Origin of the sequence: Burkholderia sp. AU6039, from assembly GCF_002223365.1 — a bacterium.
In the GTDB taxonomy this organism is placed as follows: domain Bacteria; phylum Pseudomonadota; class Gammaproteobacteria; order Burkholderiales; family Burkholderiaceae; genus Burkholderia.
Genome location: NZ_NKFK01000008.1, coordinates 241,800 through 256,701, shown reverse-complemented (window position 1 = coordinate 256,701; position 14,902 = coordinate 241,800). Strand labels below are relative to the sequence as shown.

Annotated in this window: 10 protein-coding genes; 3 read left to right on the top strand and 7 right to left on the bottom strand. The window is 64.4% G+C overall.

Annotated elements, in window-relative coordinates; translation table 11 throughout:
• Nucleotides 1–4: 4 nt before the first annotated feature.
• Genes CFB39_RS36865 through CFB39_RS36855 form a run of 3 tightly spaced genes read left to right on the top strand, consistent with a single transcriptional unit; the run spans nt 5 to nt 5,109 of the window.
• Entirely contained in the window at nt 5–1,711 is a 1,707-nt protein-coding gene (locus CFB39_RS36865) for a DUF1302 domain-containing protein (protein WP_089476729.1), read from the top strand.
• A 7-nt stretch (nt 1,712–1,718) separates the two neighbouring features.
• Nucleotides 1,719–4,118 carry an RND family transporter gene (locus tag CFB39_RS36860; RefSeq protein WP_373452764.1) on the top strand — a complete coding sequence of 800 codons (2,400 nt, stop codon included), beginning with the start codon at nt 1,719–1,721 and terminating at the stop codon, nt 4,116–4,118.
• 16 nt (nt 4,119–4,134) lie between these two features.
• Nucleotides 4,135–5,109 carry a YCF48-related protein gene (locus CFB39_RS36855; protein ID WP_089476727.1) on the top strand — a complete coding sequence of 325 codons (975 nt, stop codon included), beginning with the start codon at nt 4,135–4,137 and terminating at the stop codon, nt 5,107–5,109.
• Between the two features lie 195 nt (nt 5,110–5,304).
• Here the strand turns inward: CFB39_RS36855 and CFB39_RS36850 are convergent, their stop codons facing one another.
• The 7 genes from CFB39_RS36850 to CFB39_RS36820 form a co-directional block, all read right to left on the bottom strand.
• A complete protein-coding gene (locus CFB39_RS36850) occupies nt 5,305–5,994 on the bottom strand; it encodes a response regulator transcription factor (protein ID WP_089476726.1) in 690 nt (229 codons plus the stop codon).
• A gap of 563 nt (nt 5,995–6,557) precedes the next feature.
• The gene (locus CFB39_RS36845) at nt 6,558–8,186 is read right to left on the bottom strand and encodes a GMC family oxidoreductase (protein WP_089476725.1); all 1,629 of its coding nucleotides are present in this window, start codon (nt 8,184–8,186) and stop codon (nt 6,558–6,560) included.
• A 222-nt stretch (nt 8,187–8,408) separates the two neighbouring features.
• Nucleotides 8,409–9,359, bottom strand: a complete 951-nt coding sequence (locus CFB39_RS36840; RefSeq protein ID WP_089476724.1) for an alpha/beta hydrolase — start codon at nt 9,357–9,359, stop codon at nt 8,409–8,411.
• A gap of 32 nt (nt 9,360–9,391) precedes the next feature.
• A complete protein-coding gene (locus tag CFB39_RS36835; RefSeq protein WP_089429429.1) occupies nt 9,392–10,882 on the bottom strand; it encodes an NAD(P)/FAD-dependent oxidoreductase in 1,491 nt (496 codons plus the stop codon).
• A gap of 339 nt (nt 10,883–11,221) precedes the next feature.
• Nucleotides 11,222–12,205, bottom strand: a complete 984-nt coding sequence (locus CFB39_RS36830; protein ID WP_089476723.1) for an alpha/beta hydrolase — start codon at nt 12,203–12,205, stop codon at nt 11,222–11,224.
• 12 nt (nt 12,206–12,217) lie between these two features.
• Nucleotides 12,218–13,681: an NAD(P)/FAD-dependent oxidoreductase gene (locus CFB39_RS36825; RefSeq protein WP_089476722.1), complete on the bottom strand. Its 1,464-nt coding sequence runs from the start codon at nt 13,679–13,681 to the stop codon at nt 12,218–12,220.
• A gap of 52 nt (nt 13,682–13,733) precedes the next feature.
• Nucleotides 13,734–14,900, bottom strand: coding sequence for an iron-containing alcohol dehydrogenase (locus tag CFB39_RS36820; protein WP_089476721.1), 1,167 nt, complete (start codon nt 14,898–14,900; stop codon nt 13,734–13,736).
• Nucleotides 14,901–14,902 lie beyond the last annotated feature (2 nt).

Sequence of the window (14,902 nt, the reverse complement as noted above, 5' to 3'; positions counted from 1 at the left end):
CAAAATGGCTAGCACCTCCTCCTTACAGCCCCGCTCCAGCGTGGTGCTCGTGCGCGCGGCGATCGCGGCGCTTGTCGCCGTCGGGTGCGGCAGCGCGCACGCCTTCACGTTCACGATCGGCAACGTCGAAGGCAGTTTCGATTCGACGATATCGGCGGGCGTCGGCATTCGCACCGCGTCGCCGAGCAGCAATCTCGTGTCGCCGACCTACAACGTGGCCACCGGTGCGCAGACGGGTGGCGGCCGGCTCGGTCAGTTGAGCGGCCTCTCCGATCAGGGCGACATCAACTACGGCAAGGGCGATCCGTTCACGAGCTATCTCAAGGGCAACCACGAGCTGGTCCTGAAGATGCCGTCGCAGGGGCTCACGTTCATGGCGCGGGGCACCTGGCAGTACGACTACTCCGGCACCCGCACGACAGGCGCAACCAGCGGACAGGACCTGTTCTACAACCCGTCGCCCAACCTGAGCGGCGGGCTCCCGTCCGATGCCGAGAAGAACATCCGCTTCAAGCCGCGCCTGCTCGACCTGTGGGTCAGCAAGCAGTTCAACGTCGGCGACCAGATTGCCCGCGTCCGCGTGGGTAATCAGGTGGTCAGCTGGGGCGAAAGCATCTGGGAAGTCGGCGGGGTCAATGCGACGAACGCGATCGACGTGAATCGCGCGTCCCAGCCCGGCGCGCAGGTCAAGGAGATCATCCTGCCCGCGCCGATCGTGAGTGTCGCGTCCGGCGTCGGGCACGGCGTGAACGTCGAAGGGTACTACCAGAGCAACTGGAACCAGAATTACCTGCCGCCGGTGGGCAGCTATTGGTCGAACCAGATCGTCGGTCCCGGCAACAACGCGTACGGCGTCTCGACCATCCATCCGAAGAACGGCGGGCAGTATGGGTTTTCCATTCGCTACCAGCCGGCGGGAACGGACCTGAATCTCGGCTTCTACACGATCGCGTACCACGACAAGTTCCCGCAAGTCTCGCTGAGTTCGACGGGCGGGACGGTGTTCCGGTTTCCGGAAGACCGCCACATGATCGGCGTCAGCGCCAACTTCCCGGTGGGCGACTGGGCGATCGGCACCGAACTCTCGTACCGGCCGCGAGACGCCGTTCCACTGAATCCGGCCAGTGGATGCGTCGCGCAAGGGGGGAACTGCTGGGTCGACGAGAAGCGCTTCCAGTGGCACCTGACGACCCTCTACTCGCTCCAGCCCGGCAATTCCGCGGCGTTCCTGAAGCTGCTCGGCGCCCAGACCGCCACGCTGACGACCGAGACGGTGATCATCGCTTATCCGGGGCTTCACAAGAGCTACGGCGGATCGCCGATTTCACCGGGCGCGCTTCTGTGGGGGAACGAATTCAACGACTTGTTCGCGACCGGCGCACTCAACACGCCGGGTAGTGCCCAGGGAACGAAATACTCCGGCGGGATCGACGTCGATTTCAACTGGGTTTACGACGGCACCGTCATTCCCGGGTGGCAGGTCAATCCGGGGATATTCGTCCGGTACGGCCTCTTCGGCAATACGCCGAACGTGAATGCCCAGTTCATGCGCGGCGTGACGGCCATGAACCTGTATGTGAACTTCATACAGAACCCGGCGAACTGGCAGGTCGGATTGAACTACACCCGTTTCATGGGCCCGACCAACCCGCTGGCCAACCCGCTACGTGACAGGGACTTCGTGGCAATCGTCGCATCTCGCAATTTCTGAGGTCAATATGAATCAACCGCCTGTTTCCGACGCAGCCCGACCCGGCAAGCTGCCAAGAATGCTTCATTCGCTGGAAAATACGCTGTTCGGTCACAGGCGTCTCGTGCTGGGGCTCCTGGTGCTGTTCACGGTCGTCATGGCCTGCTTCGCCGTCAAGCTGCGCATGGATGCCGGGTTCGAGAAGCAGCTGCCGCTGGGCCACGAATACACGCAGACGTTCAACGAGTATCGCGGTGACCTGCTCGGCGCCAACCGCTTGATCGTCGTCGTCAAGGCCCGCAAGGGCAGCATCTGGACGCCGGCGGCGTTGAAGCGCCTGTATGAAGTCACCCAGGCGGTCACCTTCCTGCCGAACGTGTCTCGCAGCAGCGTCCAGTCGCTCTGGACACCGAATTCATTCGTCAACGAGATCACCGAGGACGGATTCCGCGCGGACCCGCTCATTCCCGGCACCGTGACGCCCGATCAGCTCGACGGCAACACGGTCGGCGCCATTTCGCGCTCGACCGCCCAGGGCGGATTCGTCGGCAGCCTCGTGTCGCGCGACCAGAGCAGCGCCATGGTCACCGCCGATCTCAACGAGCTGGATGCCAAAGGCGAGCGGGTCGACTACGTGGCATTCGACAAGGCGCTCGAATCGCAATTGCGCGCCAAGTTCGAGGATGCGAACTATGAAATCCAGATCATCGGTTTCGCGAAGCAGATCGGTGACATTGCAAACGGCGCGTCGTCCGTCCTGAAGTTCTGCGCGATCGCCCTGCTCCTGACCGCGTTGGCCGTCTACTGGTACTGCCGCTCCGTTCGCCTGACGATCCTGCCGCTGACCTGCTCGCTCGTCTCGCTCGTCTGGCAGTTCGGCACGCTGCATCTGCTCGGCTACGGGCTCGACCCGTTGGGCGTGCTGGTTCCGTTCCTGGTGTTCGCGATCGGCGTTTCACACGGCGTCCAGCAGATCAATTTCATCGTGCGCGAGATCTCGCACGGGAAGTCGGTGGAGCAAGCCGCCCGGTCCAGCTTCAGCGGGCTGCTGATTCCCGGCACGCTCGCGCTGGTGACCGCGTTCGTTTCCTTCGTCACGCTGATCCTGATTCCGATCCCGATGGTGCGCGAGCTCGCGATCACCGCTTCGCTCGGCGTGGCGTACAAGATCGTCACGAACCTGGTGATGCTGCCGCTGGCGGCGTCGTTGCTCAAGGTCGACGGCAATTATGCAAAGAATGCGGAGCTGCATGCCGTTCGTCGTGGCCGCGTGCTCCGCGTGCTCGCCAAAGTCGCCATTCCGCGCAATGCGGCGATCGTCCTGCTGGCCGCCGTCGTGGTGTTCGCCGTGGCGGCCTGGGAAAGCCGGGACCGCGTGGTCGGCACGCTGCAGGCCGGCGCGCCCGAGCTGCGTGCCGACGCCCGGTTCAACCAGGATTCGGTTTCGATTGCATCGAGCTACGACGTCGGCCTCGACTGGATTTCGATCGTCTTCGAAGCGCCGCCCCAGTCGTGCAACAACGTGGAAGTCGGCGCGTACCAGGATCGCTTCGTCTGGTCGATGCGTGCCGTCCCCGGCGTATTGTCGGTCGTTTCGTTCTCGTCGTTGCTGCGGCAATACAGCGAGGGATACAACGAAGGCAATCCGAAGATGTCCGCGATCCCCATCGATCCGGACAACTATTCATCGCTGGCCGGCGAGGTGGCCCGTACGCCCGGCGTCATGCGCAAGGACTGCAGCATGACCGCGGTGAACATCTATCTGGCCGACCACAAGGCGACCACGATCACCCAGGTGATCAACGCCGCGAAGCATTTCCGCGACACGAACAAGCTGCCGGGCGTGAAGATCCGGCTCGCGTCCGGCAACGCCGGCGTGCTGGCCGCGGTCAACGACGAAATCGAGCGCAGCGAATTGCCGATGATGCTTTACGTGTATACGACCATCGTCCTGCTCGTCCTCGTCACGTACCGCGACCTGCGCGCGGTCCTCGCCTGCTGCCTGCCCCTGACGATCGGCACGTTCATCGGGTATTGGTTCATGAAGGAGCTGCAGATCGGGCTGACCGTCGCCACGTTGCCCGTGATGGTGCTGGCGGTGGGCATCGGCGTCGACTATGCGTTCTATATCTACAACCGGCTGCAGCTGCATCTGGCCAACGGTGTCGGCATCGTCAAGGCGCTCGAACAATCGATCCTCGAGATCGGGACGGCCACCATCTTCACGGCGATCACGCTCGCGATCGGCGTCGCCACCTGGTCGTTCTCCGAGCTCAAGTTCCAGGCGGACATGGGCAAGCTCCTGGCGTTCATGTTCATCGTCAACATGGTCATGGCCATGACGGTTCTGCCCGCCTTCGCCGTCTGGCTCGAGCGCATCTTCCCGCGGCGCAAGCCCGCCCGTGCCCCCGGCCTGCTCGCCCATTGAAGAAAAAGAGGATTCCATGACCCTGAATCGCAAGGTTCTCTCCCTGTCGGCCGGTGCCGTCGTCTGCGGCGCGCTGCTGGGCAGCATGCCAGGCGCGGCATCCGCATCGGAACTGCGGCCCGTTCCGGCCGTCCAGTCCAGCATCGCGACCCAGTCCGCCGTGCTGGATGCCACCTGGGCCGGCCAACGGGTCGTGAGTGTCGGCGCGAACGGCATCATCCTGCTGTCCGACAACCGCGGTGCGACGTACCGTCAGGCCAGGTCCGTGCCCGTGAGCTCGACGCTGACGTCCGTCAGTTTCATCGACGCCCGGACAGGATGGGCGGTCGGCCACTGGGGCGCGATCCTGAAGACGACCGACGGCGGCGAGACGTGGGAGATTCAACGTCTCGCGACGAGCGAGGATCGCCCGCTGTTCGGCGTGCACTTCATCGATGCCAACCACGGCGTGGCCGTCGGACTCTGGTCGCTCATCCTCGTCACCGACGACGGCGGCAAGACCTGGACCAAAAGAGAAGCCGTGCTCCCGAACGGCAAGAAGTCGGACCTGAATCTGTTCGGCCTTTTTTCGAACGGCAATGGCGAGATCTTTGCCACGGCCGAGAAGGGGCAACTCCTGGTTTCCCGGGACAAGGGCAACACGTGGGAAAGCGTGGAGACCGGTTACAAGGGGTCGTTCTGGTGCGGCGTGGCGCTGCCCAACGGGGTGCTGCTGGTCGGCGGGCTGCGCGGCACGCTGATGCGAAGCGAGGACAACGGCCATACCTGGTCACGCGCGACGCTCGACACCCGGAACTCCATTACCGCGCTTGCGTCCCGAGGCGCCACGGTACTGGCGGTCGGGGTCGACGGGCTGCAGGCTCAAAGTACCGATGACGGCAAGACGTTCCAGCGCCTGCGTACCCAGACCGGGACGACGTACACCGCGGCGCTTCCTTCGACTGGCGACAAGTGGCTGATCTTTTCTCGCGACGGGGTCATCGCGCAGTAACGGTCGGATGTCTGATGCGCGCAGCGGGCCGCGATCGTGAATCGCGGCTCGCGGTGTCGAAGCCTGCCTGACCGCGGATGGAAGGCGGGGCCAAACGGCGAGCAAGTTCTCCCGCCCTGGTGGCACGGATCACCCGAAGAGGAAGCGGCTCACGGACGAGCCGCCGTGTCACGCCACGCGCGACACCCTCCCCCGTCAGCCGGATTTTCGCAGTCGATAGCCGACGCCGTGCACGCTTTCCACGATGCCCGACGCGCCGGCGGCCGCCAGCTTTCTCCGTAGCCGGCTCATGTGGCTGTCGACGGTGCGCGTGGATGCGCTGACGTCCGCCATGCACGCATCGAGCAATTCGACACGCGTAAATGCGCGATTCGGCAGCCTGGCCATGTGAGCCAGCAGGCGGAATTCGACGAGTGTCACGGAAACCGGCGCTTCACCGGAGGACGTTCTCACGCACGCCATGTAGCTTTCCGTATCGACTTCGAGCGCACCCACCCGGAGGCGACGTTCGGGCGCGAGCGCACCGGAGCGGCGAAGAATCGCGAGCAATCGCGCGACGACCACGTCGGGGTTGAACGGCCTGACGATGTAGTCGTCAGCGCCGGCGTGCAGTGCGCGCAGTTGCTCCCCGTCCCGGTCACACGCCGACATGACGACGATGGGGGCACCGCTTTGCCGTCGAAGCCTGGCGAGCATGTCCAGCGTGTCCGCACGCAGTTCACGGACGTCGAGAATGACCAGATCCGGCTTCAGGTTCAGTTGCGTGGCCAGCACGGTCTGGGAGGGGTGGGTCTGGAATGTTCGGAAGCCGTTGCGCGTCAGGCAGGTATCGAGCGTCGACGACATTTCCGGTGCGTCATCCGCGATGAGTATGAGCGAGTGCATGTTTGAATATCCGGGTCGTTGCCTTTCGTGCACGCGGCCACCTTCCGGACAGCGCTCAGGCGCAGCAAAGGGGTCCCCGTTCACGGGCATCGCTCGTCGAATTGAAGACGGCGTTCGGCATGACACACGCCGAAGCCATCGGGATGGAGGCCGGTGAAGAACATTTCCCGCACCCGGACCGGGCCGGACGCCGCGCAAGGTCGATCGGCCGACGGGTTCGCTGGTTGCTGCGGCTCGTCGCCGCGAAGCAGGCTTCGGTCTTTCTCCGGTTGCTGACGCACACAGGTCGCCACCCGGCATCGGCGCGTCGAGGGGCGACCTCTCTTTCCTCGTGCTCGCGTTGCCCTTCAAAGCGCAAGGATGCGTTCATGATCGGCGGCTGGCTGCGTCAGCAGACCTCACCACTCGAGCGCGCGATGCCCCCGGCAACGTCCAGTCTTGCCGCAACCGGCCGGCGAGCCCTTGCCTTCGGGTGGTAGACGTCGCCGCACACATCATGCTCGCGACGTCCACGTGCGGTTGAGGCCTTCGTGCCGACGAGCGTCGGCACGAGAGAAGGCCACTCACACCGCGTTTTCCGGTATCGCGGACGGGAATCGGGAGATCTTCCGGATCAGGTCCGAGGCTTTCTCACCGATCATGATCGTCGGCGCGTTCGTGTTCGCGCCCACCAGCGTCGGCATGATCGATGCATCCACCACGCGCAAGCCTTCTATTCCCCGTACGCGCAACTGGGAATCGACGACGGCGAGCGCGTCGTTCCCCATCCGACACGTTCCGACCGGGTGGTACACGGTGTCGGTCCGCTCGCGCAGCAACGCACGAATGTCGTCGTCCGATCGCGACCGGGACGCGAACGGGTCCTCCGTCACGAACCGGGCCATGGACGGCGCCGCCATCAACCGGCGGGTCAGCTTGTATCCATCGACCAGGACCTCGAGATCATCGTCGTGCTCGAGGAATGCCGGGTCGATCAACGGCGCGTCCAGCGGATCGGCGCTTCGCAGCTTGACCGACCCACGGCTTTTCGGCCTCAGCAGGCACACGTGACAGGAAAGACCATGTCCGAGCCGCACCTTCCTGCCGTGATCGCTGACGGGACCGACGACGAAGTGCATCTGAACGTCCGGTCGATCCAGATCGGGACGCGTCTTCAGGAACGCGCCGCCCTCGGCGAAGTTGGTGGTCAGGGTGCCGGTTCGCGAGTTCCGGTATTGCCGGATGTCGCCCAGCGTCTTGATCGCGCCGCGTACCGATACGCCGAGCGCATCGAGGCTGTTCGTCTTGTAGCTGACGACGAAGTCCGGATGATCCTGCAGGTTCTCACCCACGCCCGGGAGATCGGCGACGACCTGGATCCCGTGCCGCTCGAGTTCGTCCTTCGGCCCGACGCCGGACAACATCAGCAACTGCGGCGATTGAAGCGCGCCCGCGGACAGGATCACCTCCTTCTTCGCCCAGACCGTCTCGACATTCCCGCCACGCGTGACCTCGACGCCAACGGCCCGCTTGCCGTCGAACACGATGCGCCTGACCTGCGCGCCCGTCTCCACCGTCAGGTTGCCGCGCGTCTTCATGTGCGGAAAAAGATAGGCACGTGCCGCACTCCAGCGCTCGCCATTCTTCTGGGTCACCTGGTAAATGCCGACGCCTTCCTGCTCAGCACCGTTGAAATCGTCCGTGACGGGCAGGCCGCACTCTCGTGCGGCGTCCAGCCAACGCGCCTGGAACGGATTGTCCGTCCGCAGGTCGCTGACCCACAGCGGGCCGCCGCGCGCGTGCCATTCATTGCCGAGCCGCTCGTTGTGCTCGCTTCGCTTGAAATACGGGAAGACGTCGTTCCAGCCCCAGCCTTCGTTGCCGAGCGCGGCCCAGTCGTCGTAGTCGGCATGATGGCCGCGCGTGTACACCATCGCATTGATCGCGGACGATCCGCCCAGCGCCTTGCCACGCGGCTGGTAGCCGCGTCGCCCCTGCAGCCCCTTCTGCGGCACCGTCTCGAACGCCCAGTTGTTCAGCTTGGACGGGATCATCAGCACCAGCGCGGCCGGCACGGTGACGGGCCAGCCATCGCCCGTGCCGCCGGCTTCGAAGAGGCACAGCGTCACATCGGGATCTTCGGTCAAACGCGAAGCCAGCACGCTGCCTGCCGAGCCGCCGCCTACAACAAGATAATCGAATGAGTTCTTCACGGGTCTGTGTCCTCGATAGATGCCTGCACGCTTCACAAGCAACTACCTGATGCATCGATTCCGCCACTCACGTCGCGGCCTCAGCGAGCCGTCGCGCAATCGGCTTCATGCCGTCATGCATCAGCACTGCGCGGCCGCATCGGCAACGTTGGAGGTCATCCATCGAACCGCGTGCGGCCACGAAACGGCGAAAAGCGAAATCAGGTCGCTTCCGCCGACGTATCAATGGTGCCGCGCGGCGCCGAGTAACGTTCGAAAGCTCGCGATGCCCTTCTCGATCCACGTCTGGGCGCCCGGGGAAATCGCCCCCATGTCGAAGAACCCGTGAATCATGCCGTCACACCGGATCGTGTCGACCTTGACGCCGCTCGCGTGGAGCAAGCGACCGTAGGCCTCGCCCTCGTCGCGCAGCGGATCGAATTCGGCGGTCAGGATGACGGCAGGCGGCAACCCGGCAAGGTCCTTCGCACGGATCGGCGCCAGTCGCGGATCCTCCCTGTCGGTACCGTCGGGCACGTAATGTCGCTCGAACCAGGCGATCGTCTCGAGGTCGAGAAAGTAGCCTTCGCCGTTTTCCTTGAAGGAAGGAAAGCCGGCGCGATCCTGCGCGACCGCGGGGTAGATCAGGAACTGGGCGGACAGCGCAATGCCGTCGGCGTGCAGTTGCTGCGTCACGACCGCGGCCAGATTGCCGCCGGCGCTATCTCCGGCCACCGCCACGACGTCGCTGCCACCCAGCTCACCCGCGTTCGCGATCACCCATTGGGTCGCGGCAATCGCGTCGTCCGCCGCGGCCGGATACGGATGCTCGGGCGCCAGCCGGTAATCCACCGAGACGACGACCGCGTTCGCGCCGCGCGCCAGCTCGCGGCAAATGTTGTCGTGCGTATCCAGATCGCCAATCACGAACCCGCCGCCATGGAGATAGACGACCGTCGGCAGATTGCGCTCCTGCGTCGGACGATACAGCCGCGCCCGCAGCGATCCGGTCGCGCCGGGAACGGTCAGGTCTTCCACGCCGTGAACGTCGACCACGGCCTCCGGTGCGCGAACGGCGCGAGCCAGATGCTGCATCAATCCGCGCGCCTCTTCCGGGGTCGACTGCGGCAGCGGTTTCGCGCCGGACCCGGCTAAGGATTCGAGAAAACCAGCGAGGTGCAAATCGAGTGCCATAACATCACCTTTATTCGAACGTTGCGCGGAGATCAGCGATACACGAGGACTTCGGCATCCGGGCTCAATTCCGGAATGGTCTGGCGCTCCTCCTCGTACTCGAAGTGGTGCTGCCACGGCATGCGATCGCCACGCAAGTGCATCTGGTGTTGCGAGCGCATCACGTACCCGGCATTGAAGTTGTTCGGGTCGGTCCACGGCAGCCGCTGCATGTCGGCGTCTTCGGCGCGCAGGCACGGCTCCACCGTCTTCGCGCCCACCTTCTCCATATGCGCGAGGACGCGGCAGGTGAATTCGCACACGAGATCGGCGCGCAACGTCCAGCTCGACCGGTAGTAGCCATAGATGAACGCCATGTTCGGGATACCCTCGATCATCATTCCCCGATACGAGACCCGCTTGGTCATGTCGACCGGCTCTCCGTCGAGGTGGAACGCAATCTGGCCGAAAGCGCTCATGTCGAAGCCCGTCGCCGTCACGACGATGTCCGCCTGCAGGTGCTCGCCCGACGCCAGCACGATGCCGCTTTCGTCGAACGACTCGATGGTGTCCGTCACGACGGACGCCTTGCCGTCCCGGATGGCCGTGAAGAGGTCGCCCTCGGGCACCGCCGCCACGCGCTGCTGCCACGGGCGATAGCTGGGATTGAAGTGCTTGTCGACGTCGAACCCTTCCGGCAGCTGTTGCCGGGTCTCGTTGATCAGCCAGTCGCGAACGGCGTCCGGGTTCGCCGCGGACAGGTTGATCAGGTCGAACGTCTGCTTCAGGTGCGCACGCCGCAGAATCTCGGAGCGCCACTCCTCGGGCAGGCTCAGTTCGCGAAGCGTCGCGTCCAGCTGGTGGGTCCAGGGAACCGCCGTGAAGAACGTCGGCGACCGTTGCAGCATCGTCACATGCGCCGCGGTGCCGGCCATCGCCGGAATCAGCGTCGCGGCGGTCGCGCCCGAGCCGATCACGACCACCCGCTTGCCGGCATAGTCGAGGTCTTCCGGCCAGTGCTGCGGATGCACGACCGTTCCCTTGTAGCGGTCGAACCCGTTCCACTTCGGCGTAAAGCCCTTGCGATGGTCGTAGTACCCCGCCCCCAGCCACAGGAAGTCGGTGGTGATCGAGAAGTGTTCGCCGGTATCCTTGCGCGACACCTCGACCGTCCAGCGCTTCTGCTCGCTCGACCAGCTCACCGTTTGAACACGATGCCCGTAGTGGATCTTCGAGCCGAGGTCGTATTCCTTGATGACATCGCCCAGATAGCTGTGGATCTCCTCCGCCGTGGCGATCGAGCGGCCCTGCCACGGGCGGAATCCGAATGCGTACGTGTACAGGTCGCTGTCGGAACGCGCGCCGGGGTAGCGATGGGTCCACCACGTCCCGCCGAATCCATCCATGGCTTCCAGGATCGCGAACGAGCGGTCCGGCAAGTTCATGCGAAGATGACAAGCGGCATCGAGCCCCGAGATCCCCGCCCCGATGATTAGTACCTCTACGTGCTCAGGCAAACCCGAATCTGCTTGATTCTTAGTCATGAGATCCCTCCGATGACCCGTTATTGAAAATATCCGTAACGCCGCACGACTAGATCAATCGACTTGGTCATGTGACTACGAAGAAAAAAGACGCTCGCACGCGCATACCGGCGACAACGCTTCAAACCCGCACGCGACAACCCGCCCTGCACCCGGCCGGACATACACGCGGGTCATCGAGGTGTGCCTCCCGGTTTGACCGGTCACCCTGAACATGATCAATTGACCAAGTTCCACGGTTCCCAGTCTATGCAGTCGAGGGACAATTTGAATCAGGAGTTTCCATTACCCGATCGGTCGCGACGGTGGAATGCGCCGGCCCGCGCGGCGATCGACGCGTCAAACCTCGAAGCCGTCGGTTTCGGCAAGCCGCCCGACAAAGGATGCAGCGCGATCCAGCAGGTATCTCGCTGCCGGGATCGTGCGGGCCGCGGTGATGATGCCGTGATGATGCCCGGGTAGATGGAGATGCTCGACCGTGCTCCCCGCGCGAGCCGCGCATGACGCGTAGGCAATGCCTTCGTCACACAGCGGATCCAGCCCCACCGTGGCAATGAACATCGGCGGCTGCCGCCGGCCTTCCGCATGCAGCAGCGGGGACAGGCGTGGAAGATCGAATGGCGTGCCGGCCGGCACGTAGTGTTCCCGGAACCAGCGCATCGACTCGGCGACCAGCGGAAATCCGCCTTGAATGCGCTGGTAGGACGGCAGCGACGCCGTCAGGTCCGTCACGGGATAGAACAGGACCTGCCCGATGATGGCGGGTCCCGCCGCCGATGCCGCATTGGCGATGAGGGTCGCCATATTGCCGCCGGCGCTGTCGCCCGCCAGGATCATCCGGGACGCATCGATGGCGAGCGCGGAAGCGTTGGCCGCGAGGTAGTCCAATGCCCGCTCGCAATCGTCGAGCGGAACCGGCCATCGGTGCTCCGGCGCCAGCCGGTACTCCACCGACGCGACGGCACACCCGCCATGTCGCGCGAGATGACGGCAGATGCCGTCATGCGTGTCCACGCTGCCGATCACCCACCCGCCGCCGTGAATGAAGACGACCAGCGGTTTATCCTCGACGCGCTCCCCGCCGGGCGGACGATAGAGCCGCACCCGAATGCTGCCGTCCGCGACGGGAACATCGATATCGTCGTGGGCGACCGCTTCGTCGGCGGCGAGGCCGTTCAATTCGCAGGCCCGCACGAAGTTCACGCGCGACTGGTCGACGGAAAAGCTGCCGTAGTGTCGCCCGCCCAGTTCGCGGAACGCCCGAACGGCGTCCCGCGCATCGTCAGCCACCTCGGTCAGCGGCAACCAGTGCACCGATGTCATGGGCATCCCCGCTCAGATCGCCGCGAACACGCTTTGATCCCATTGCGTCACGGCGCGGTATTCGTCCACCGTGCCCGGCCAGTTGTTGATCACCTTGCCTTGCGCGTTCTTGTACCAGCTCGAGCAGCCCGCCGAAAACGCCGAGCCGGCCATCGCCGCTTGCAGCTTGTCGTTGTATTCGTCGAACACGGCCCGATCGACGTCGACGGCCTTCACGCCGGCCGAAGCCATGCCGCCGATCGCGTCGATGATGTAGTTCTGCTGGATCTCGAGCATCGACACGATGGAGTTGTGGTTCAGGTTCGTATTCGGCCCATACAACATGAACATGTTCGGAAAGCCCGGCACGGTCATGCCGAGATACGCTTCCGGGCCGCCTTCCCACGCCTGGGCCAACGTGCGGTCCGTGCCGCGCACCTGCAGGCTGCCCTGGAAAGCCTGACTCTCGAATCCGGTTCCGAACACGACCACGTCGAACGGAAGCAGGCGGCCGTCCCGCGTCACGATGCCCTCGTCGACGAACGATTCCACCCCCGCCGTCTCCAGCGCGACGTTGTCGCGCATGAGCGCCGGGTAGTAGTCGTCCGATCGCAGAATCCGTTTGCACGCGTATTCATAGTCCGGCGTCAGCTTCTCGCGCAGTACCGGGTCGGGCACCTGGCGATGAAGGTGCGCCAACGCGAGACTCTTGCCTTCCTGCTGCGCGTTGGACCCGATCCGCGTACGCTCGAACCCGGACTCGCGGAAAGCGTGCAGCGATTTCCGGCTTTCTTCGAACAGATGGGGCTCGCGCTCGTAGGCATCGAGCTGCTCCGCCGAGAAGACGATCTGGTTGCGCGGCATGATCCAGTTCGCGCTTCGCTGGAATACCGTCAGGTGATCGACCTTCGGCGCGATGAGCGGCACATACTGCACGGCGCTGGCCGCGTTGCCGATGCTTGCCACCCGCTTGCCGCTCAGGTCCACGTCGTGCCGCCACTCGGCGGAGTGGAAATACTCGCCGTTGAAATCCGCCAGGCCGCGAACCGCGGGGATCATCGGCCGGTTCAGTTGCCCCCATGCCGGCACGAAGAATCGTGCGGTCATCCGGGAGCCGTCACTCAGTGCGAACCGCCAGAGGCTTGCCTCTGCATCCCATTCTGCACTGCGAATCTCGAGGTTGAATCGCAGGTGTTCCGCGAGGTCGAACCGCGTGGCAAGCGATTTCAGATAGTGCAGCAGCTCGTTGCGGCCGGCATACATCGCGCTCACGCGCAAATGCGGATGGAAGCTGTAGCAGTACAGGTGCGATTCGGTATCGCATGCCGCGCCGGGATACGAATTGTCCAGCCACACACCACCGAGGTCGGGACGCTTCTCCAGCACGACGAAGTCGTCGATGCCCGCGATTTTCATGCGAGCGGCCATGCCGAGGCCTCCGAAGCCTGCACCCAGGATAACGATCTCGTGGTGCTCAATCCTTTCTACATTGTTCACGGTGCATTCTCTCTATTTACGTTACGGCGACTGCGGATTGGCCGGCGTCGGTTCAGTAGGCCTGTTCGTACAGGCGCAATGCGTCCGACTCCGTGACGACGACCGGATTGTTCAACAGCAAGCGCTGCTGCTTCATCGCATCGGCCGCGAGGGTCGGCAGGCTCGCTTGCGTGACCCCCACGTCGCGCAGTCGTCGCGGCGCGCCGGAGCGGTCCATCAGGTCTTCCAGGAACGCGATGAACGCCGCCGTGCGCGCCGTGGCGTCGCCCGTTCCACCCGCGCCGACGACGTCCGCCAGTTCCGCATAGTGCGAAGCCGCCGCGTCGGCGTTGAAACGCAGCACGGGTGCCAGCATCAACGCGTTGGACAGGCCGTGCGGGATATGGAAATGGCCCCCCAGCGGATACGCCAGTGCATGGACCGCAGCCACCGGGGCATTGGCGAAGGCTTGCCCCGCCAGCGTGGCGCCCAGCAGCATGGCCTCGCGGGCGCGCCGGTCCGCGCCGTTTTCGCAAGCCGGGATCAGGCTGCTCACCAGCAATCGCAGCGCCTCACGCGCGAGCGCGTCGGAGAGGGCATTCTTCTTGTGCTTGCTGGTATAGGCCTCGATGGCGTGGACCATCGCGTCGATGCCTGTCGCAGCGGTATGGCTGCGTGGCAGGCCGACCGTCAATTCGGCGTCCAGGATCACCTTGTCGGCATACAGCTGACGTGCAACGATGCCCATCTTGGTTGTTTCGTTAACCGAAACGATGGAGATGTTGGTGACTTCCGACCCGGTACCCGCCGTCGTCGGGATCTGCACCAACGGCAGGCGCGCGCCCTGAACATTGCCGATTCCGTACATTTCCGCGATGGATTGCCGCGACACGGTGAGCACGGCGGCCAGTTTTGCGATGTCCATCGACGAGCCGCCGCCCAAGCCAATCACGACGTCCGCCTCGGCACGGCGCGCGAACTCGACGCAGCGCAACACCACGTTCTCCGGCGGGTCGGCCACGACCTCGTCAAACACCGCCACGCGGAATCCCTCGGCCGCCAGCGACGCTTTCGCCGGTTCCAGCACACCGGCCTTGTGCAGCCCTGCATCGGTCACGATCAGGACATGGCGGCGCTCCGTCCATGCCGCCATCACCTGACCCAGGCGGCGCGCACAACCCCATTCCTGGAGAATGGACGGAACAGTTTCGAAGAGCATCGACTGCGGGAGCATTTCCATTG

Bases quoted from the DNA above. Each gene is read 5' to 3' on its own strand.
- CFB39_RS36820 (WP_089476721.1), bottom strand. From the start codon at position 14,900: ATGGAAATGCTCCCGCAGTCGATGCTCTTCGAAACTGTTCCGTCCATT.
- CFB39_RS36850 (WP_089476726.1), bottom strand. From the start codon at position 5,994: ATGCACTCGCTCATACTCATCGCGGATGACGCACCGGAAATGTCGTCG.
- CFB39_RS36860 (WP_373452764.1), top strand. From the start codon at position 1,719: ATGAATCAACCGCCTGTTTCCGACGCAGCCCGACCCGGCAAGCTGCCA.
- CFB39_RS36865 (WP_089476729.1), top strand. From the start codon at position 5: ATGGCTAGCACCTCCTCCTTACAGCCCCGCTCCAGCGTGGTGCTCGTG.
- CFB39_RS36855 (WP_089476727.1), top strand. From the start codon at position 4,135: ATGACCCTGAATCGCAAGGTTCTCTCCCTGTCGGCCGGTGCCGTCGTC.
- CFB39_RS36835 (WP_089429429.1), bottom strand. From the start codon at position 10,882: ATGACTAAGAATCAAGCAGATTCGGGTTTGCCTGAGCACGTAGAGGTA.
- CFB39_RS36830 (WP_089476723.1), bottom strand. From the start codon at position 12,205: ATGACATCGGTGCACTGGTTGCCGCTGACCGAGGTGGCTGACGATGCG.
- CFB39_RS36840 (WP_089476724.1), bottom strand. From the start codon at position 9,359: ATGGCACTCGATTTGCACCTCGCTGGTTTTCTCGAATCCTTAGCCGGG.